A 20,112-nucleotide genomic window follows, 5' to 3' on the forward strand; every position below is an offset into this window, starting at 1 on the left:
CGATGGCGAAGAAGAACTTCTCAGCGGCACTGAACGCCGGCGTGCAACGCGATAAGGAACTGCGGGACACGAGCATCGCGTCTCGCTTTGAGCGTGTTGAAGCCGCCCTCGACGGTCGCGCGACGCTTCTGGAAACCGCTTCGGACGAGTCCCCGATCCGTGCGGTGGCTCCCAACACCTACGTGGAGACGCTGGAGCGCGATGGCAAGATTACAGCGATCTACGCTATGTGGCCTATAGACAAGATTGACGATAATCCGCTGAACAGCCGGACCATCTATCAAGAGGAAAAGATTTCGGCCCGTGCCGCTTCAATGGCAAAGGACGGGCAGCTTGTGCCCGCGCTTGCAGCGAGACACCCTAGCGACAATACGCGAACGATACTGATCGACGGGCACTATCGGAAGCAAGGGGCACTGCGGAATCGCGGCACCACGTTAGACCTCAAGATCCTGGATGGCCTCGCGCCGATCGATTTCTACAGACTCGCGCGGGCCGCGAACAATGAGCGCGAACAAGAGACGGTCCTTGACGTGGCACTCGGATACAAAAAACTGCTCGACGAGGGCTATGCGAAAACGAATGACGAACTCGCTCTCTTGGTTGAGGAGGGAAAGTCCAAGGTCAGTAAGACCCTGGCCGTGCTGGAGCTGCCGACGTCGGTGCAAGAGTTCATCGCTCTGTATCCAGAGCAATTCGGTCTCAACATTTCGTACGAACTCTCGCAATTTTTGAAGGCAACTGACGAACCGAAGACGCGTGAGCTTGCTCAGAAAATCGTCGATGAAGGCTTGTCATTCCTGAAGGTGAAGGCGATACGCGAGGGACTTTCGCAGGGCCGCGCTCCACGAAAGACGTTTTCGCGTCAATACAAGATCTCCAGCCCTGAAGGCGCGTCGATCGGTGCTATCAAAGAGTGGGGCAACGGCAATATCCAGGTTAGCTTGGCGTTGGACAATCCCGAGCGCGCCGAAGTCTACATCGAAGCACTGAAGAAGCTTCTCGATGAAGACGGCCACAAGGCACATTGACCTCGACTGATCTTCTGGGGAGCGGGTGATCGTGCACTCCAGGCCGTGCCTTGAGGAAGCCCGAAGGGCGCCCGTACAGCCGGTAGATAGAAAGGTGACGTTTTCCGGGCTAATCGGGCGATGGACGGTGTCGGCAGAGGCGACACCATAGCCTTAGCCCGGAAAAGGTCACCTTTCCCGCAAGCTTTTCACCTCACTCCTGTTGAAAGAGCGGCGCACGCGAACGGCTTTCGCGCGATGGGTCGGAAAGTGTCACCTTTTGCTCAATAGTCTCTATCGACGATGTGAGCATTCACTTCCCACCCGAAATCCATGACTTTAGGTCGGCCGGCGTCACCTTTCACCCGGCCAGCGCTCAAAAGCGGGTCGCCAAACGTCACCTTTCATCGACGCAGGCCCTCCTGGGTCGGAAAACGTCATCGGTGGAGGGACGATCTCCAAATCGACGGGTCGGAATACGTCACCCTTCGTATGCTCGAGAGGCGCATTGACCCGTCCACTCCCTGAATATTGGCAGTCTCGGGCCGGAAAACGTCACCTTTCGGGCGCGAAATCGGCCCGGAATACGTCATCTTTCGACTGCGGCGTCGTGGAAAGCAGGTCGGGATTTGTCACCTTTTGATCGAAAGTCGTTACCGGGTCGGTTAATGTCACCTTTATTCGCCCGTCGACCGGAAACCCCTTTCAAATCTGGGACTTACAAAACACAGCTGGGCGCGAATACGGTGGAACCTCATACTCCGAGAAATGCGCAGCGATAGCGTCTACGAACGGTGACGTTTTCCGACCTAAGTGATGGCATTGAGAAGCAGTCATCCCAGCGCATCAAAAGTGACGTATTCCGACCTCTGACGGCCCTTGGAGCAGCTGTTGCCCTGCAATGCGAGGGGCTTTGGGGGCTGCCGTTGTACGAGAGCAACTTTATCCAGGCTTCTTTTGTAAGATAGTTAGTAAACTCGTTTGTAGAACCTTTTGTAAACGTTCAGCGGGTCTCTCTAACTATTTGTTTTATCGTAAATTTTTAGCTTCCACTTTTAGCTTGAGGTGACACATTCCGACCTCATCGTGACAGATTCCGACCCTAAGTGGACGTATTCCGGTCTGGAGTGGACAGAATCCGACCGTTATCCACAATGGTGACTTGCGTAGTTGCGATGTCACCTTATAATTGTGACGTCCTTGGCGAGGAGTCACTTTTGTGCCGCGAAAGAAAAAACAACCCGAAGAGCAACCGCAGGTAGAGATTGTAGAAGTTGAGCCGGTCACAATCGAGAGCTCGGATGAGCCTGCAACGGACGGCGACGGTCGAATCAGAGGGACGGTCGCGATGAGTCGAGCGTTAGTCAACGCGCAGCAAGGCCTCTCGTTAAACGAGAAGCGCGTGATGATGGCGGCCCTCCGCTGTGTCGACAGCAAAAAATCTCCCTTCTTGCACGGCCGTTCGAACGGCTATGTATCGGTTCGCGTGAGGGCGGACGAATTCGCTGCGTTGGCGGCGCTGGCCCCGAGAACTGGCGAGAAGCAGGCTACAGCTGCGTACGAGGGCCTGCGGGATGGTTGTGCAAGCCTTCAAAAGAGGACGCTGACTTATATGGATGGTCCGCGGAAGGTGTCTCTCAACTGGGTCTGGAAAGCCGTGTATCACGAAGGCGAGGGGTGGGCTGAGATTTCATTCTCGCCGGACCTCACGCCGCACATCTTCATGCTGCAGCGACGGTTCGTGTCGTATCAAATCGAGTTCGCGCGCGGCCTCCAATCGCTGTATTCGTGGCGTCTCTTGGAGCTACTCATGCGTGAGCGAGACCGCGGTCGTTTGTTGATTACGCTAGAGGATTTTCGCAACGTGCTGGAGATACCGGACACGTATCGATTTGCCGACATCAAGCGTCGAGTGATCGAGATGGCTGTGAACGAGTTGAACTCGAAGGCGGATCTGGTGATCAGCTGGAAGCCCGTAAAGCTGGGTCGCGCGGTAAATTCTTTGGACTTTCAGTTTATCCAACATCCGCAGAGCCGTCTGGACCTTGGCGACGCGGCTTAACGTCTCGCCTGGGCCCGTTTCTTGGGCCCGGCGTTTTCGTCCTCAGTAGCCGCAGAGCACTGTCGGCCGCGGCAGCATTCTCAGCTGCGAGCGTTGCCTTGAAAATTATGAAGGACGACGAAATAAACATCTCTAGTCGTGGAAGATGCGGCAGCAGATCTTCGAGATCAGGAATGTCGACATGTAGTGACTTTTTGTTGCGCGCCAAGCGAACTTGAATCTTGCTCGGTGTGCGCCGTGGGATTCGATCGAACACAGCGAACTCCAGAATGTCGTCCAGCGCGGCGTAACCGACACGCACGGCCTCGCGCACTCTCCTGATGAACGGGGCTTCACCAATCTTATCGATCGCGTCCAACAAGAGTGCACCCATGCGGAAGCTAATTTGTTCCGGCCCACCAACGGCGTGGACGACTTCCATTGGAATACGCGTTAAGGCGACCGCTTTCGAAATATTCGGTCGAGAAACACCAAGTGATTCCGCTAGATCACGTTGTGAAGACCACAGACGCCTCTTAAGCATGGCCTGGTAGAACAAGCCAAGCTCGTAATGCGAAGCGTGGTTAGCGCGCATTCTGGTATGGACCGCTTTGGCAGTTACTCTGTTGGGAATCGGTTTGGGATTGGTTTTCGGATCCATGATGGTCAACGTTGTCGGACCTTCAAAGCTTAGTTGCCTTGAGTCAGTGTCAAGCGCAGTCGCCGCAAGTTACTTTTTGGGGCGTATTGCCGACGAAAACTGAAATAATAGAACTGTACACGGCTCGTTATTTGCGAAATTGATGAAAAATCAGCAAAAGTCCCGTTTAGGCGCCTAAACGGAAACGCGTCCCGCCGGCGCTAAGCCAATGTTTTTAAAGAGTTTGTGACTCCAACGAAAGTGTGAACCGCTTGAACCGCAGGCTAGCACTGTCGTGCAACCGGAATCGGGTCAAAAGCTACACAAAAACTGCACCATTCCGGGTTTAAGCGTTTAGGCGCCTAAACGGAAGGGCTTCCAAAATGCTGCCGCCGCAATCGTATGCAAAATAGCTTGTCTTTTGCTCCGGGGACTCGCACCCTGGACTGATTCAATTGACGCGAGCCCACAGTCCGCGCGCGTCATGCCCTTCCTCCGTCGTCCCCGTAAAGATGTTGCCCTCTCCACTGCACCGGGGGGGTATTCCGAAGAAGATCCCGAAGCGATCGTCTTCGACCGCGGCACGCGGCTGCGTGTCGAGGCGAATCACTGGAAGCTGCTTTGCTTTGTACTCGCGGCGATCGCGGGCGGGGCGGTGTGGACGCGGCAACCGCCGCCGTCCGTCGTGAAGTCTTACGGCATTTCCGCCGATGCCGGCGGCCGCCCGCTCATCCGGCAACTCGCGGCCTACAAGCCAGACGATCAGGCGCTGCGTTCGTCCGTCAGCGAGTCGGTGCAGCGCTGGTTCACGATTGAGCCGGTCCTGACGCCCACCATCGAGACGTCGCGCCTCGCGCGCAACATCAACGCGGTCAAGTCGCAAATGGTCGACAACGGCAAGAACCAGTTTGCGGCCTGGCTCAAGGACGATGCCCCGTTCCAGGAGATCACACGCAATCCGAAGCTCGTTCGTGAGGTGAAGGTCGTCAACGTCTCGGTGCTGGACGATTCAACCGTGGTGGTGGAGTTCACAACCTCGACGACTCAGTTTCCCGCCGACAAGCCAGTAGTCCAACGTTACGCGCTGACGCTGCGCTACCAGACGATCCCGGCCAGCTCTGACGACGCTGTCGGCACAAACCCGTTCGGGATCTTTTTCCCGTTCTTCACGCTCCAGAAAACCGCATGATGATCCCGGCATCCCGCTCACTGCTGCCGCTTGCCGCGCTCGCCTGCGCGCTGGCGCTTTCCCATCCGGCGCTCGCCGCGCGAAAAGTGACGTCAGCCGTCGGCTCGCTCGATGTGGGCGCCATCCTGGGCGACCCGATGAGCCCGGTGAATCCGTACAACTCCGGCACCGATCCGGTCACGATGCCCAACGACGCGCGCATCGTAGTTTTCAATTACAGCCGCGACCAGATCTTCCGCATCATGGCCGCGCCGCTGAAGCTCACGACCATCGAACTTGCGCCCGGCGAGAAGCTGATCACCGATCCGGCTATGGGTGACTCCGTGCAGTGGATCATCGACACGGATGGTGCGAACCACGTCTATATCAAGCCGGTGAAGCCGGGGCTCGTGAATACGCTTCACCTCACGACCAACATGCGCGAGTACGACATGACGCTCGTCTCGTCGCCTGTGGGCGGGCTTTTCTACCAGAGCGTGCGTTTTCACTATGCCGAGTCGCTTATGGCGAAGGTCCGCGCCCGCGACAACGCGGATGGGACCGGCATGGCTGGTGCGGGTGGACCAAACGACACTGGCCCGCTCGGTGTATCGCCCGACAAGCTCAACTTTGATTACAAGGTAGACGGGTCTGCGCCATTCAAGCCGGAGACGGTATTCGACGACGGCAAGGCCGTATGGCTGCGCCTCCCTGCGGACGCGCCGTTCGCGGTGCCGATCGTCAATGATCACGGCGACGACGTGAGCCCGAATTTCATCCGTCGAGGCCAGTACATCGTGGTCCAGCAGATGGCAGACAAGATCGTGCTGCGCGCGGCTAACGACGAGGTGACGGTCACGCGCCGTCGCCCAGGCCTCTTCGGGTTCTGAACGCATGTCGACGCAGAACTCCACTCCGACCTCCGACCAGGACCGCGTCGTTAAGGGCAAGTCGCCCCGCAACGCGCTTGTTGCTGTCGGCGCGATCTTCGCCGTGCTTATCGGCGCGATGGGCTACTACTATCAGTCGAAGGCGAGCGACAAGGCCGAACAGCAGGCAAAAGACGACAAGGCAGCGAAAGCCGCCGCGTCCGTCGACCACGGGCCAAGCGGGAACGACATCGATCGGATCATCAGCGATCAGCAGGCCGCGGCGCGCCGCGACGAAGAGCGCGCGCGCAAGGCTGCGGCTGCCGGGGCGTCTGCGCCTCAGACCGCCAGTTCTAAGCCGGCGTTGTCACTCGACCAGTTTGAAGCTGGGTCGCGTACTTCAGACCTGTCGGCTGGCGCAAAGGAAGACAGCGTCTACGCCTCGCCAATCTTCATCCCCGGTGTAAAGGTGAAGGCACCGGCCGACGCGCAGAACGCGGGCACCGTGAACGGCATCCTGACGCCCCAGCAAATGGTACTGCAGCAAATTGCCGCGCAGCAGGCAGCGGCGGGCAGTGCAGACGCGCAGGCAAAGGTGCTTGCGGCTGCAATGGGTCAGGGCCACGCCCAAAGCTCGTCGGCAGACCGCGATCTCGATTTCCTCAAGGACGCCAAAGCGCAGTCCGCGTCGGGTGAGGGCTTCCTGAGTGCCGGCTTCGTTGGACAGTCAGGTTCCTGCACACTTTCGCCGCCGCATCACATCGGCGTGCTGGTCATCGAGGGCGAGAACTCGGATCGTCCCGGTACTGCTGCTCTCATCGTCGAGCGGGACATCTACGACAGCGTGACGGGCACGTGCCTGATGATCCCCAAGGGCTCGATGATCACCGCGCCGTATCAGAGCGACATCAAGGTGGGCCAGGAAAGCATCCTCGTCGCCGCGACTGAGCTGCGCCTGCCCAACGGCAAGCAGGTTCCGCTCTATGGCTCCGAGGGAGCGGACCAGAACGGCTACGCGGGATTCTCCGGCGACGTGAACAACCACTTCCTGAAGATCTTCGGTGCATCCTTCCTGACCGCAGTCCTCCTGAACCACTTCACCAGCGATACGAGTTCGACCACGACCGGTCCGTTGGGCGTGACGCAAGTGGGTAACACGGCAGGGCAGGTCGCGGCGCAGACGTCGCAGTCGATCCTCAACCGCTACCAGAACATTCCGCCGACGATCACGATCAAGCCGGGCCAACGCTTCATGATCAAGGTGAACCGCGATATCCATCTGGAGCCGTATCGTGGTTAAGCGCGTCCTCGGCTTTCTCGCAGTGTCGGCGGTCCTGACCGGTACGGCGCACGCGGCCTCCATCGCGCAACTCATCAGCCCGGCGTCGCTCGTGCTGTCCTCGAGCGGTGCTCGCGAAGTTGCGGCACTGGATGGAAAGCCTGTGCTGTACTGCGGGCTGGCCGCATTCGACTCATGGGCGTCGCCGCTAGTCGGGCAGTCCGTGCGTAGCACGCCTGAGCAGGGCATGACCGTCTCCGTCGACGCGCACGACGTCTCACTCGCCCGCCTCATGGTCCGTAGCGGCTGGTTGCAGCCCGACGAGCTCGACGACGACGCGCAGGCCGCGATCACGGAAGGCCGCGGCGGATGGGCATGCGCACGAGCGGAGACGCCGTTCGTGCTGATGCATACGAGCGTCGATCCGAAGGTGCTTGCGGGCATCGCCCTGAACGAGTCGGCCTATAAGGGACGCGCGTGGCCGTGGACACTGAACGTCGCGGGCCGCGGATTCTTCTTTCGCTCGCGCGACGACGCGTACGGCGCCATTCGCGCGCTCATCGCAGCGGGCCGCTGCGACTTCGACGTCGGCATCATGCAAATTAACTGGTGCTACCACCGGCAGCGCTTCGCGTCGCCGTGGGATGCCATTGCGCCCGCAACGAACATTCACGTTGCCGAAGCGATCCTCAACGAGAACTACAGCCGCACGCATTCCATCTCGAAGGCGATCGCGTACTACCACAGCGCGAACCCGGTGCCGGGCAGTGCTTATCTTGCGCGTTTCGTGCGCAACCTCAACCAGATCCAGGCGGGCCTATGACGCGCAGGCTTCTTACTTTCGCGACCTTGTGCGCGTTCAGTGCAGCACACGTCGCAATGGCTGCGAATACCGATCCGTTCGATTTCGACTACGAGATAGCGGGCGGCATCGCCGAGCGGCCCGCGCTCGTTTTCAATGATGGCTCGAAGACCTATATCCAGCCGCGCGCGGGACAGACCATCTCGGTCGCGGGCAGCCATCAGGAAGGACCTTACGTCGTGGTGGAAGGGACACCAGCTACGATCCAGTTCAGCGTCGCGGGCCATACGGCCGTGGCGACCTGGAACCGCGCGAACGCGTTCATCGGCGGACACGGTGTGGTGCCCGGTGCAGGAGATGACCAGCCTGTCGCATTCTCTGGCTTCAGCGGACGCCTCGCGGTCATCGGCGAACGCGGCCCGCTCGAGCCGGTACGCAGCCTGAACGCGACCATGCCGGTCAGCTCCATCGTCAAGGCGCTGGTGCCCCAGGGGTGGAGCGGCTCCGCCCAGAAGGACGTGGACCTGACGGCGGCCAACCGCTTCGAGACGCAGCCAGGCGAGAACTGGATGCACGCGCTTGACCGTCTCATGACGCAAATGGGCCTCTACGCCGACGTCGATTTCGACATGCGCCATGTGCGGCTGCGCCGTGATGTGGAGAAGTCGGGAGCGCTTGCCTACGCGGTCGCAACTGTGACGCATGCCGACCCGGCGTCAGTGACTTCGGACACGGTCGCGGCTATGCCGCCTGCGGACTCGCTGCTCGCGAAGTACTTCGGCGCGAACGCGATCCGCGATGGTGACGACATACATACGCAGATTCGATTTGCCGCAAAGCCGAAGGACCTCAAGGTCACGAGCACCGATGGCAAGTCACTGAATCCGAAGTGGGATTCCGACACAGGCGTGATGACGATCGATCGCGCGGATCGCTTCGTTGTTGCTGACGCGACGAACCGCGTCGAGGTCGCGCGTAACGCGGGTACGGTCTATGACTTCGCGGCCAGCAACGGCGCCCACCTCGAAGCCGTCTTCGACGAAGGCGGACAGACGTACTTCAAGTTCGCGCCCACCGTCATTAACGTGACGGTGGCCGACGTGCATCACCTCGGATCGGGTGAGCAGAAGGGGCGCGTCTACAAGTTCAACGGCACGTCGGAACAGTTCATCGTCACGGCCGACGGCAACACGGTCAGCGTGCTTCGCCGCCGCGATGTGAAGTACTTCGAGCGAGCGGGGGCGGCTTCGTGATGCGCTACGTACTCCTGCCTGTTATCGCTCTTCTGATCGTGCCCGCCGTGACGCGCGCCGACTGCCTCGACGACGCCGCGACCTACCGGCATATCAGCCCGCGTCTCGTGCGCGCGATCGCGCAACAGGAGTCGGGCATGCGCGCGAACGCGATCAACGTCAATGCGAACGGCAGCGAGGACATTGGCCTCATGCAGATCAACTCCTCCTGGCTTCCGAAGCTCGCACGCTTCGGCATCCGGCGCGAACACCTCTTTAACGCCTGCGTGAATGCCTACGTGGGTACCTGGATTCTCGCCTCGAACATTCGCCAGTTCGGGCCGACCTGGAAGGCCGTCGGCGCGTACAACGCGACGTCGAGTTCACGCCAGCTCGTCTACGCCAATTCGATCTACCGACGCCTGCAGGGTCACTAAAAATCATGAGCAAACATTTCCCGAAGGACTCCGGTGCTCTTACCCGGACGATTGCGCAGGCCCTGCTTGCACTGGCGCTCGGTAGCGCGATGACGATGGCATCGGCCGCCATGGAACCGGACCAGTCGAAGGTCCCGGCGCCTGCCGGCGACGGCTGGCAGATGCTCGGCGGTGGCGCTCCCGCCGCGCCGCAGCCGGCGAGCGCAGGCACGGCTGCGCCGGGTCAGCAACCTGTCGCGGCACCGGTGTCCGGCCACGCTACTGTCGCGCCGACGATCCTCGCCTCGGCTGCACCGATCACGGCCGCCACGCCGCAGGCTTCGACTCCGGTCCTGGCAGACGTGAAGACGGTAGTTCTTCCGGGGGCGGTGAACGGCGAACCGACAGGCACGATGTCATTCTCGATCACCCCGCAGGACACGAACCTGCGCAATGCGCTCGACCGCTGGCTGCAGACCCAGGGCTGGCAGCTCGCCTGGAAGATCGACGATGACCTTCCGGTCGAATTCAACGCGACGTTCACTGGCGACTTTCACTCGGTGCTCACGCAGGTCATGCAGGCCACCGACCACATGCGCACTCCCTCTCGCGTCTGCGAACACACCAACAACGTCATTCGCGTGATCGCCCGCTCGGCCAACTGCAAGGACTGAACATGCGCCTTTACCCTATCCGCACCGTAATCGCCGCTGCTCTGGCCGTAGCACTCGCAGGCTGCGCGGTCATGCAAAGCGACGTCAACGGCGCGTACGACCATGCCGATGCGACGGCGAGCGCTGCGCTCGATGGTGCGGGCAACAGCATTCCGCTCGTTGAGGTTGTGCCCAGCGCGTTCCTCGGCGATCGCCCGGTGCCACTCGCGTATGAGGCCACGCTGCCTGCCGTGTTCCGCGAGAAGAAGGTCACCTTCCCGCCGAAACTGGACATGAAGACGCTCGCGACCCTAGTGTCGAATGCTTCCGGTTATCCGGTGCGTGTGAGTCCCGACGTCTACATTCCGCGCGACAGCCTGATTCCGCGCGCCTCGAGTGACGGGAAAACCACGCAGGCGAGCTTCGGCACGAAAACGTCCGAAGTCCCCCTGTATGACCAGCCGTGCGAGTCGTGCGCGATCGGCCGCTATCTGCACGACGTCACGGAGGACCTCGGCCTCGACTGGTCCTTTGATGGCTCGACCATCAACATCAGCCGGTTCGTCACGCGCATGTACCAGATCGCCGCGATCCCGGGCAAGGTGTCGATCGAGTCACGGATGTCCAAGGGTACGGACACCTCGACAGGCAACCAGTCGACCGGTTCAACGGGAGGGGCGAGCACGGATACGGGGTCGTTCTCGGCGATGACCTCGAGCGGCCGCAAGGGCGACTTCGACCAGATCGACTCGATCCAGGCGACGCTCAACCAGCTGAAATCCCCGATGGGGCGCATCACGGTGAACCCGCAGAGCCGCCTTGTGATCGTGTACGACACGAGGGAAGCGGCGGATCGCATGGGCGAGATGCTCAAGCGCGAGAACGCGATTTCCACGCGTCAGGTCATGCTGCGCGTGCGCACCATCCAGATCGCGCTGAACCGCGGCAGTCAGGCGGGTGTGAACGCCGACATCGTCTACAACAGCATCCAGGGCGGCCTCGCCAAGTGGGCAGTGAGCTTCACCTCGCCGACGTCACTGTCCTCGGGCGGCGGCACCGTTGGGCTCTCTGTCCTGCAGGCGAACGCGCCGTTCTCGGGGACGAACGCGGTCATCAATGGCCTGAACCAGTACGGCCGCACGATTTCCGACAACACGGTCTCGAAGCTGACGCTAAACGGCCTGCCGGTGTCGGTGGCGAACTTCCAGAGCGACGACTACCTGCGTACGACTTCGCCGTCGTCGGGGAGCATCACCGGCACGTCGAGCGGTGTGGTGGGCCTCACGCCTGGGACGCTTACGACCGGCGACTTCCTGCACATCCTGCCGGCGGTCAACGATCACAACCAGATCCTCCTCGCGTACTGGCGTGACAGCTCGAAGCAGAACGGTCCGTTCACGTCGGCGGGCGCGGGTTCCGGCCAGACGCAGCAGGCGATCCAGCTCGCCCACACGATCGGCAGCAAGGACGATGAGACGATCGCTCTCTCGGACGGACAAACCGTCGTCCTGTATGGCGCGGTCACGGACACGGCCGACAGCACGACGAACGGCGGTCTTGCCGGTATCACGGGCACGTGGAACAAGTCGCGCACCTTCCAGGTGGTGATGCTGACCGCCACCGTTGTTCCCTCGATGTAAGGGCGGACATGCATATCACCGAACCGCTGCCCGGAGAGAAGCGCGCGCGTCTGGCGTTCGGCCTCGACTGGAGCGCCTATCCCGAGAAGGATGCAAAGGAAAGCCGCGCGCGCTACGCGGGCGACTTCTCCGCGACGCACTACGTCGAAATGAAGGTGGGTGCCGAGCTCATCGGCGGCTTCTGCGCACCCGACACCGGTGAACAGCGCGGTGTGAAGCTTTTTTCGGGGGCCGCACGCATCGCGATGCTCGAGCGGGTGAAAGCGAAGCCAGCCGTGCTCGTGCTCATGCAGGACGGGCCGCAGGTGCACCTCGTTCACGTGGTGCGCGGCGCGGTGCGACGCGACGAAGTGTTGACGGAGGCGTCAGGGGCAAAGCGACGCGACGAGATCGCACGGCAATGCGCGAAGCTCGGGCTGGCGCTGACGGTGATGGTTTCGGGCGATGCGATCGAGCCGGGCGATGAGCCATTCAGCCCGGCGGAGTTGCTTCAGCAGAAGAAGGCTGGCCGCATCGCGCGCGTGCCGACGGGCATTCCGAACTCCATCGTTGTGCTGCTCGCGCTGGCGATTGCCGGATTTGGGGCAAAGCAGATGTGGGGTGCGCTCAATCCGGCTCCGGTCGTGAACGCGACGCCCAGCTGGGACCTCCGATACGAGCAGGCGATGCGTCAGGTCTTCGCGGGTCGCACGCCGCTCGCGTCACAACTCGCACCGGATGCGCTGGCGTTGCTCGACTACATCGACACCAATCGCATGGGCTGGCAGTTCCAGAAGGCCGAATGTCCGTCGACCGGTTTCTGCTCGCTGACCTATGAGCGCGCGGGCGGCTCATTCGAGGACTTCGCGCGCGCCGCGCCGGCGGCGATGCTGCCCGTCACGTTCGCGCCTGACGGGCGGCATCTGTATGCGCGAGGTCCGGCACTGCCACTTACGGCCATGCTGAGCGTCACGAGCATGAAGACGTGGCCGGATGAACAGCGCCTCATCGAGCTGCTGCAGACGCCGCCGCAACGCATGTCGGTCAAGCCACTGGATCTCAAGAGCTTTGGCTATGAGGTGAAGCTGGAACCGAGCCATGCGCTGCTCGCGTCGTCGCCGCCCCCCGGCGAGGTTCATCGCGCACTGCTGCGCGAAGGGCGTTGGGAGATCGATGGCTACCGGTGGCAGGCGCCGTTACTCGCGGCGCTGCCGTCAAACATGATCCTCGAATCCATGGACGTAAAACTCGACACCGCTGCACCTGAGGAACTGGGCAAGGTCGGCATCCATTTCGTTGCGAAGGGCAAATACTATGTCGTGCAATAAATCACTTCGCCTCGCGCAGGCGCGAGCCGTCCCTCTCGGCATGGTGCTGCTAGCGGCCGCCGTGGCGGCGCACGCAGCCGCGCCATCGTTCTCGTCAGCTATCGCGCCCGCTGCTGGTGGGGCGACACCTGCTTCGCATGCCGTGGCTTCGCCAGCGACCGCTACGACGACGGGTTCGCAGGCATCGCCGCGCGCGGCCGCGGCCGGAACCGTAGCATCGGCAGCCGCACCGGCGAGCGTTCCCGGAGCCAACGGCGAAACGCACCTTACCCTTCGCGATATCGATGACCTCGCACGCAGCAAGCTCACGCGCGCGTTGCGCGGCGACGGTGATGGGGCTGCGAGTAGTGCGGCCGTCACGCTCAAGACGCCCGCGCCGGTGGAGAACACTCCGGTGCCTGTACTCCGACCGTACGTGCCGAACGCACGTACATCGCCCGTCACATTTGTGGGCGCCTACACCGACGGCAGCGGCCAGCACGTCCTCTACGACTATCAAGGCGCGGTCTATCCCGCGCGCCTTGGCGAGAAGCTCCTGAACGGCTGGGTCGCGCGCCGGGTGGACGGACTCTCGGTCACCGTCGCCGAGGGCAAGCGCACCTGGAGCGTGCCGATGAGCGGTAAGGCGCCGGAATCCTCGAATTCAACCCTCATAACCGGGTCGGCTCTCGGTGACCTCTCGGCGCCGCTGCCGCCGGGCGTGAGCATGGCTCAACCGGTCTCAAGCTTCGGGAGGCAGTAATGTCGCTCTTTGGAAATCTGGAAAGCAACGAAAAGCCCCGCAGCGGGGTGATGGCGCGCCTTCGCGCGTGGCGCGGCGGCTTCGTGGAGGATTCGGAATCCGCTGTACCCATTGAGCCAGTGCTGGGCGCGACGCGTCCCGTGCGCAAGGGGCCCGGCGCACCCGCTGGCTCACTTGGCGCGTATCTGCGTGACGCGGAAGTGACCGACGTGGACGCGAGCGATGTGAAGTCGTTTGAAGCGGCGGCGGGCGCCGCGGTGCACCGCCCGGCTGCGCATGGTGCGGCAACGGAAACACCCACCCCCGTCGAAGATGTTGAAGGCCGGATCGTGCAACCGTCGACCACTGTATCTCACGGCGTCGGCCGCGAGGATGTGGGCGACGTGTGGCGCAGCGCCGATGAAGGGGATCGGGACACGACGCACGGCAACGCGGTGAACGAAGAAGCCATGCCGTTCGACGAACCCAGAGACGGCGCGGATAGCGAGGCATTGAATGGTGATGCGTGCGACGATGCGCGTGACGAGCCGCAGCCTGCCGAAGCTACGGGCCATGCGGTCGCAGTTCCGGACATCGAATACACGCCGGTCGGCATGCCGAAGCTGAGTTCGGTGCACGCGCTCGCCGACTTCAAGCGCATCCTGTGCGACACCACGCCGGAGGCGACGCTGCGTATCACGCCTGAGGCGCGCCGCGACTTTGTCGCAGTCGACATGCAGGCGGGCATGGCGGTGGTGATCGCGACGCGCGAGTTCCAGGAGACCGCGCTCTATGCGACGTACCTGAGCGACCTTGAGCGCGCGCATATCTCGGTGCGCGAGGAGATGGTCGCGACGGCCGCAGTCATAGCGGACGTCTACGACCGTGCGCGCATCCGTGTGTCGAATCACGTACCTGAAGGCTCGCGCGCGATCGCGTTCTTTCGCGACGTGTACGAGGCCGCTCAGGGCTACGATGCAAGCGACGTGCACTGGGAGTCGCGCGACTACCAGTCCGACGCGGAAGTCCGCTTTCGCGTCGACGGCGATCTCTATACGTATCGCCGGATGCCGAAGGCGACTGTTCTGCGAGCGCTCTCCGCTGCCTATCAGGATCTCGTACAGCGCAATACGAACAGCGGCAATGCGTTCCAGCCGAGCGCACCGCAGTCGGCCATGATCCCGCTCGCACTCGCGACGGCCACGCTCAATCTTCGCTGGCAGAGTGCGCCCCAGATGGGCGGCTTCGACGTGGCGATGCGTATCCTGGATGGCAACTTCCGCAACTACACCGTGCGCATGCCCGAGACGATGGGGCTTGAGGCCAGCCAGCTTGCGATCATCAACTCTCTGGGTCATGTCAGCGGCGGCGCTGTGCTTCTGTCGGGCGAAACCGGGTCGGCGAAGAGCACGCTCCTGCGCGCGCTCTCGTACATGGTCGATGGGCGTGAACTCAAGAAGCAGTACGCCGTGAGCATGCCGTCGGAGTATCCGATGCCCTGGCTTTCCGACCAGTCGGTGCCGCGCGGGCTGGATGAGACCGAAGAGGATTTTCGTCGCAAGGTAGCCACGATCATCCGCACGCTCATGCGGATGGACCCGGACGACCTGACCGTTGCGGAAATCCTCGATTCGACTATCGCCGGTCTCGTGGTCGAGCTTGCGCTGACCGGCCATCCGGTGCGGACGACGATCCACGCGGACAGCATCATCGGCGTCTTCATGCGACTGATGGGCGATCGCCTGCGGCTGGCCGCCGATGAGGTGGCCTCAGACAAGTTCATCAACGCGGTGGGTAACCAGAAGCTGATACCCATGTTGTGCCCGGACTGCAAGAAGGCTGCGGCCGACGTCATGAGCCCGGCTTCGCTTGAACTGTTGCGCTCGAAGTTTGGACTCGACACGTCGGAGATGGCTTGCCGCAACGACGACGGCTGCGAGACTTGCCGCAAGAAGGGGCTGTTTACGCGCGACGGCAAGGTGGCCGGAGGCACGAAGGGCCAGACGCTCGCAATGGAGTTGTACCGCCCCACGCCTGAGTTCCTCGAGCATATCGTCGTACGCGACTGGCGTGGCGCGGAGGCCGCGTGGCGCAAGGAGCGGGTTGCAGGCTTTGATTCCGCCGACATGACGGGGAAGACGATTTACGAGCACGCGCTCTACAAGGCCTCGCAGGGGCTGATCGATCCTCGCTTCATCGACCGCTCGATGAAATCGTTCAGCGTCTACAACGTCCTGCCGGATCGTGACGGGAGGCTGCCGTCATGATCGGCCGGGCTTTCTACGGCATCTGCATGCGCCTGCCGCGCGCCGAGCGGCTCAAGGTCGCAAAGTGGCGTTTCCAGAAGGTGCGCGAAGGTTTCTATCGCGAATCGCGTCTCGATATCGAGCAGGCGACGAGCCTGCGAAATCGCGAGACCCTGATCGAGCGGCTTCAGGTGCTCAAGAAGCGCGCCCGCGATCGCAGGCAGATTGTCTGGCTTGCGTATGACTCGATGGAGGAGCGTATGCGCAAGGGCGACGGTCTTGCGCTTGCTATCAAGCCGTTCGTGCCGCTCGACGAATATTCGCTGCTGGACCTGGCGTTTGCTTCGGACAAGGAAGACGCAGCACGTCGCGGCTTCGACCTGTGCGAGATGGCCGCTTCGGCCAAGCGCGTGCTGTCGAACACGACCGCGATGCAGATGGCGTATCCCATGGTGCTCCTCTGCTACATGTATGGCCTGTCCATGCTCTTTGGTGGGATGGTTTATCCGCAAGTGCTTGAGGTGCGTCCGCTTGACCAGTGGATGCCGGCGGGCAGGGTGCTGTATGCGATCGACACGTACTGCTACGACTACTGGATGCTGAACGTCGCTTTGATCGCGGCGGGCGTCACGTCCTACTACTACGGCCTCAAACGCTGGACAGGCACGCTGCGCAAGCGAATCGACGCGGCGCCGCTGGTGTGGCGCAACCGGCGCGATCTGCGCGCCGCACTGCTGATCGTCTCGTTGTCGGGTCTGCTCGACTCCGGGCTGACGCTTGCCGGCGCGCTGGCAAGCGTCCGCCGTCACGCCGATCCGTGGCTGCGCTGGCACGTGTCGATGATGGAACGCCGCCTCAAGGCATCGCCTGAGCAACCGATGCGCGCCTTTGCCACAGGGATCTTCTCTGCGGAGGTCGTGGACCGCATCGCCGACGCGGAGCGACGCGACAACTTCGTGGATGCGATCAAGTCGCTCGGACGCAGTTCGCTCGATCGTGTCGTTGAGGCCGTGCGCCGCAACGCCCGTATTACCCATTACGTGCTGCTCGGCATTGCCGCAGCGGCGTTCATCGGCATCGGTGTCGGCTCTTACGTTGTCACCGGCGTCACGAGCATGCAAAGCGCGCTCGGCGCAACGAACGGCAATACCAACTAACCAGGGATCCACATGAAAACCAACGTCCTGAAACGCACGCCCGAGCAGAAAGAGTTCTACCGTCGCATCGGCCGCATCAAGAAACAGAGCGGCGAACTGTCGCTGATCGAAGCGGGGGCGGTGCTTGGCGCCGCTGCCTTGCTGTCGCTTGCGCTCTTCTACGGCGTGCCGTTCGTGCGCAACATGGTTCAGTCGTCCACCTTCAAGAGCGAAGCGGGCATGTTCCACACGGGCATCCAGAACGCCACGGCGAACGATTCGGACTTTTCCGCGGAGACGCTGTCGACGCTCGCGCAGAATCACGCGTTCGATGCGGCAGGCGCTCGGGTCGCATCCGACTATTCGACCGTGACCGGCATTTTCGGGGGGCAGGTGACAGCGCAACCGGGCACGGTCACGTCGTCGAACGACGCGATCGTGACGAGCTATCCGGTGCCGAAGGCAGTCTGTTCGATGTCGCTCAGCGCGATCGCGAACGTCTTCACCGAGGTATCGGTGAATGGCACGGTGGTGTCGAGCCCGTCGACGAAATTCAGCAGTGCGACCGCGGGGAGTGCATGTGCCTCTGGCGGGGACACGGCCACGGTCGAGATGTACACGACGCGCAGCTGAGGACCGGTCATGGGCAGCATCATCGAGATGGTGGTTTTCCTCGCGGCGTCGGCGATCCTGACGGTGTACTCGATTCGCGAGGACATCCAGAAGCATCGGGCGTCGCTGCTGGCGACCGAAGGGCAGAACGAGGCGGTGATCGCAGACGCCCTCGGCAGCTGGGCCAACGAAAACTATTCGACGCTGCTCACGCAGTACACGCAGTCGGGCAACTCAACGCTCACCGCGCCGACGATTGCCGACCTGCAGACCGCCGGGAACCTCAAGCAGGCATACCGCGCAGGGCCGTTCTGGGGCGGAAGCTACACGATCCAGATGAACATGCTTCCGGCTGGCTGTACTGAAACGGCGGGCAACTGCCATGTGTCCTGGATCTTCTACCCTTCGCTCCCGTACACGCGGAACGGCAAACCGGACGTGTCGGGTGCGGCCCAGATTGCGCTCGCAGCAAGCTCCCAGGGCGCGCAGTTCGGCTACTCGTCGACCCTAAATGCGGCAACGATCTCGGGGCTCAACGGGGCGTGGACTGCGAGCAACCCGCTTTCGGGAACGCCTGCGGCCGCGATTCTGGCGACCAACGGACCGAACGCCGATGGGAACTCGCTTTACATCAGGCGTGACGGCAGCCTGACGTGGACCGGCGACCAGAACGTCAACGGCGTGAGCCTGCACAACGTCAACAGCATCGACGCCACGGGCACGATCGCAGCCCCCACAGTGTCGGCGTCAGACGTGGCGGTTTCGAATGCTGTGCGCACGCCCTCGACGCTCTATGTGCAGAACTCTTCGGGCAGGGCTCCCGCGCCGATCGACACGGGCGCGGCCTCCGTGCATGGCAACGCGACGGTCTATGGCGCACTGGAGGTGGCGAACACCGCGACGCCCCGCGCGACCTGCACGTCGACCGCCGGCACGACGCGGATCGCGGCCAACGCTGACGGATCAGGGCAGTTGCTCTCCTGCCTCTACAACCAGTGGGTGCCGGTCAGCGGTCCTGCGCCACGCTTCGCTTACTACAACGTGGCATATGGAACGTACGTTCCGGCGCCGCAGTGTTCTGCCGGTGGAAGACCGGACATCCTGCTGGTGCCGCAGGTATTCACCGTCGATACGACCGCCCAGATCAACGCATATACGACGGGGAGCGGGCCGTGGTACGTCTATTTGACTGACGGCTCAAACAGCAATATTGGCGCTCAAGGGGTCGTCGAGACCTATTGTGCTTACTAGGAGAACAGAACAATGGAAAACGGGATGTCGCGCTGGAAGTGCGTTGCGCTTGGACTGATTCTATTGCTCGGCGCGGCGAGCGCAAAAGCGGAGGCCCCTGCGCATTGCTCCTATGGCTATCAGGATTCGAGCTGCATCACGCCGCGGTGGCGCGCGCCGCAGACGCCGCCGACCTGCTCCACCGATGCCGGTTGGACCACGCTTACACCAGCGAAGTGGATGGGCTCGGGATTTACGCAGCCGCAGTGCAACTACCAGCCACCGCCGAGTTGCCCTACTGGATGGGTAACAACGGCTTCTCCAGGATGGACAGGTAGCTCGTGGACGGGTCCGTTTTGTCAGATTCCGCAGCAACCGGGACCAGGAACCTGTCAGTACGGCTTTGCGAGCGGACCCACGTGGAGCGGTAGTGCGTGGGTCTATGCCTGTAACGCGCAGCCGCAGAATCCAGCCGCGATTTGTACTGCTGCTGTGGCAAACGGGACGATCATCGTTTCCGGGAATGGCTATGGTGCAGCGTCTGTGCCAGGTTCGCGGTTTACTCAATACCAGAACTTCTCCCAAATGCTTTGGGGTCAAAATACGGACTACTACTTTCGATGGCCGTCTTGGTCAGAGGATGATACGTTTCCGAATATCCAAATAAATAATTCGCGGTTGAGTATGGGTCTGCCGCAATCCGCCGACACGGTGGACACCTGGTATTTCGCCACCTATACCGGCCCCACGTTTGAAGCTAACGAAGGGGGCGAGGCGTACTACAACACGTTCCTGGCTGGCTGTGCGATAACCCCTGCCGGAAGCGTTGACGGAGTGCAAATGACACCAGTTTTCCCAGTAAGTTACAGCGCAAACTAAGATGCGCCACCACGCGCGCAAAGCAGGTGGGGCGTTTTTCTCTGGCGGGGTCGCGTGATTGACCAAAGGGATTTGCGCAGAAAAGGAAAAAGCCCCGCATACAAATGCGGGAGCAATCGTCAAGACTGGTGTACGCGGGTCGGGCGGCATGATCAGGCGGCCAGCGCTTGAGGAGCCGGTGTGCTTTCTATCACCGGAGTGCCGTCCTTGAAGGGAATGCCCTTCAGAAGC

The 20,112-nt window shown here is 61.9% G+C and carries 18 protein-coding genes; 16 read left to right on the top strand and 2 right to left on the bottom strand.

Annotation, left to right across the window (positions count from 1 at the left end):
- Positions 1-2 precede the first annotated feature (2 nt).
- Together L5014_RS27855 and L5014_RS27860 are read left to right on the top strand one after the other, a co-directional pair.
- Positions 3-1,031, top strand: a complete 1,029-nt coding sequence (locus tag L5014_RS27855; protein ID WP_238467016.1) for a ParB/RepB/Spo0J family partition protein — start codon at positions 3-5, stop codon at positions 1,029-1,031.
- 1,198 nt (positions 1,032-2,229) lie between these two features.
- Positions 2,230-3,072, top strand: a complete 843-nt coding sequence (locus tag L5014_RS27860; protein WP_238467017.1) for a replication initiation protein — start codon at positions 2,230-2,232, stop codon at positions 3,070-3,072.
- Here the strand turns inward: L5014_RS27860 and L5014_RS27865 are convergent.
- Complete coding sequence (locus L5014_RS27865) at positions 3,026-3,712, bottom strand: hypothetical protein (RefSeq protein WP_238467018.1); 687 nt, start codon at positions 3,710-3,712, stop codon at positions 3,026-3,028. The two genes, L5014_RS27860 and L5014_RS27865, sit on opposite strands and share 47 nt — an antisense overlap.
- Positions 3,713-4,175: 463 nt before the next feature.
- Here L5014_RS27865 and L5014_RS27870 point away from each other — a divergent pair, with 463 nt between their 5' ends.
- Genes L5014_RS27870 through L5014_RS27935 form a run of 14 tightly spaced genes read left to right on the top strand, consistent with a single transcriptional unit; the run spans position 4,176 to position 19,023 of the window.
- Positions 4,176-4,880 (top strand): VirB8 family type IV secretion system protein, encoded by a 705-nt coding sequence (locus tag L5014_RS27870; protein ID WP_238467019.1) that lies wholly within the window; start codon positions 4,176-4,178, stop codon positions 4,878-4,880.
- Positions 4,877-5,749, top strand: coding sequence for a TrbG/VirB9 family P-type conjugative transfer protein (locus L5014_RS27875; protein WP_420800151.1), 873 nt, complete (start codon positions 4,877-4,879; stop codon positions 5,747-5,749). The genes L5014_RS27870 and L5014_RS27875 overlap by 4 nt, the downstream gene beginning before the upstream one ends.
- A 4-nt stretch (positions 5,750-5,753) precedes the next feature.
- Positions 5,754-7,028 carry a TraB/TrbI/VirB10 family type IV secretion system protein gene (locus tag L5014_RS27880; RefSeq protein ID WP_238467020.1) on the top strand — a complete coding sequence of 425 codons (1,275 nt, stop codon included), beginning with the start codon at positions 5,754-5,756 and terminating at the stop codon, positions 7,026-7,028.
- Positions 7,021-7,830: a transglycosylase SLT domain-containing protein gene (locus L5014_RS27885; RefSeq protein WP_238467021.1), complete on the top strand. Its 810-nt coding sequence runs from the start codon at positions 7,021-7,023 to the stop codon at positions 7,828-7,830. Before L5014_RS27880 ends, L5014_RS27885 begins: the two co-directional genes overlap by 8 nt.
- A 56-nt stretch (positions 7,831-7,886) precedes the next feature.
- A complete protein-coding gene (locus L5014_RS27890; protein WP_238467022.1) occupies positions 7,887-9,062 on the top strand; it encodes a TrbG/VirB9 family P-type conjugative transfer protein in 1,176 nt (391 codons plus the stop codon).
- A complete protein-coding gene (locus L5014_RS27895) occupies positions 9,062-9,478 on the top strand; it encodes a lytic transglycosylase domain-containing protein (protein WP_238467023.1) in 417 nt (138 codons plus the stop codon). Before L5014_RS27890 ends, L5014_RS27895 begins: the two co-directional genes overlap by 1 nt.
- A 5-nt stretch (positions 9,479-9,483) precedes the next feature.
- Entirely contained in the window at positions 9,484-10,131 is a 648-nt protein-coding gene (locus tag L5014_RS27900; RefSeq protein WP_420800152.1) for a TcpQ domain-containing protein, read from the top strand.
- Between the two features lie 2 nt (positions 10,132-10,133).
- Entirely contained in the window at positions 10,134-11,750 is a 1,617-nt protein-coding gene (locus L5014_RS27905) for a type II secretory pathway protein (RefSeq protein ID WP_238467024.1), read from the top strand.
- An 8-nt stretch (positions 11,751-11,758) separates the two neighbouring features.
- Positions 11,759-13,057: a hypothetical protein gene (locus L5014_RS27910; protein WP_238467025.1), complete on the top strand. Its 1,299-nt coding sequence runs from the start codon at positions 11,759-11,761 to the stop codon at positions 13,055-13,057.
- Complete coding sequence (locus L5014_RS27915) at positions 13,044-13,799, top strand: hypothetical protein (RefSeq protein WP_238467026.1); 756 nt, start codon at positions 13,044-13,046, stop codon at positions 13,797-13,799. Before L5014_RS27910 ends, L5014_RS27915 begins: the two co-directional genes overlap by 14 nt.
- Positions 13,799-16,045, top strand: a complete 2,247-nt coding sequence (locus tag L5014_RS27920) for an ATPase, T2SS/T4P/T4SS family (protein WP_238467027.1) — start codon at positions 13,799-13,801, stop codon at positions 16,043-16,045. The genes L5014_RS27915 and L5014_RS27920 overlap by 1 nt, the downstream gene beginning before the upstream one ends.
- A complete protein-coding gene (locus tag L5014_RS27925; protein ID WP_238467028.1) occupies positions 16,042-17,181 on the top strand; it encodes a type II secretion system F family protein in 1,140 nt (379 codons plus the stop codon). The genes L5014_RS27920 and L5014_RS27925 overlap by 4 nt, the downstream gene beginning before the upstream one ends.
- A 12-nt stretch (positions 17,182-17,193) precedes the next feature.
- Positions 17,194-17,793 (top strand): type 4 pilus major pilin, encoded by a 600-nt coding sequence (locus L5014_RS27930; RefSeq protein ID WP_238467029.1) that lies wholly within the window; start codon positions 17,194-17,196, stop codon positions 17,791-17,793.
- A gap of 9 nt (positions 17,794-17,802) precedes the next feature.
- Positions 17,803-19,023, top strand: a complete 1,221-nt coding sequence (locus L5014_RS27935) for a hypothetical protein (protein ID WP_238467030.1) — start codon at positions 17,803-17,805, stop codon at positions 19,021-19,023.
- A gap of 612 nt (positions 19,024-19,635) precedes the next feature.
- Here L5014_RS27935 and L5014_RS27940 read toward each other — a convergent pair.
- Positions 19,636-20,112 (bottom strand): hypothetical protein (locus L5014_RS27940; protein WP_238467031.1); only part of this gene is annotated, 477 nt, incomplete at its 5' end.

This window comes from Paraburkholderia tagetis, assembly GCF_022213065.1.
GTDB lineage: Bacteria > Pseudomonadota > Gammaproteobacteria > Burkholderiales > Burkholderiaceae > Paraburkholderia > Paraburkholderia tagetis.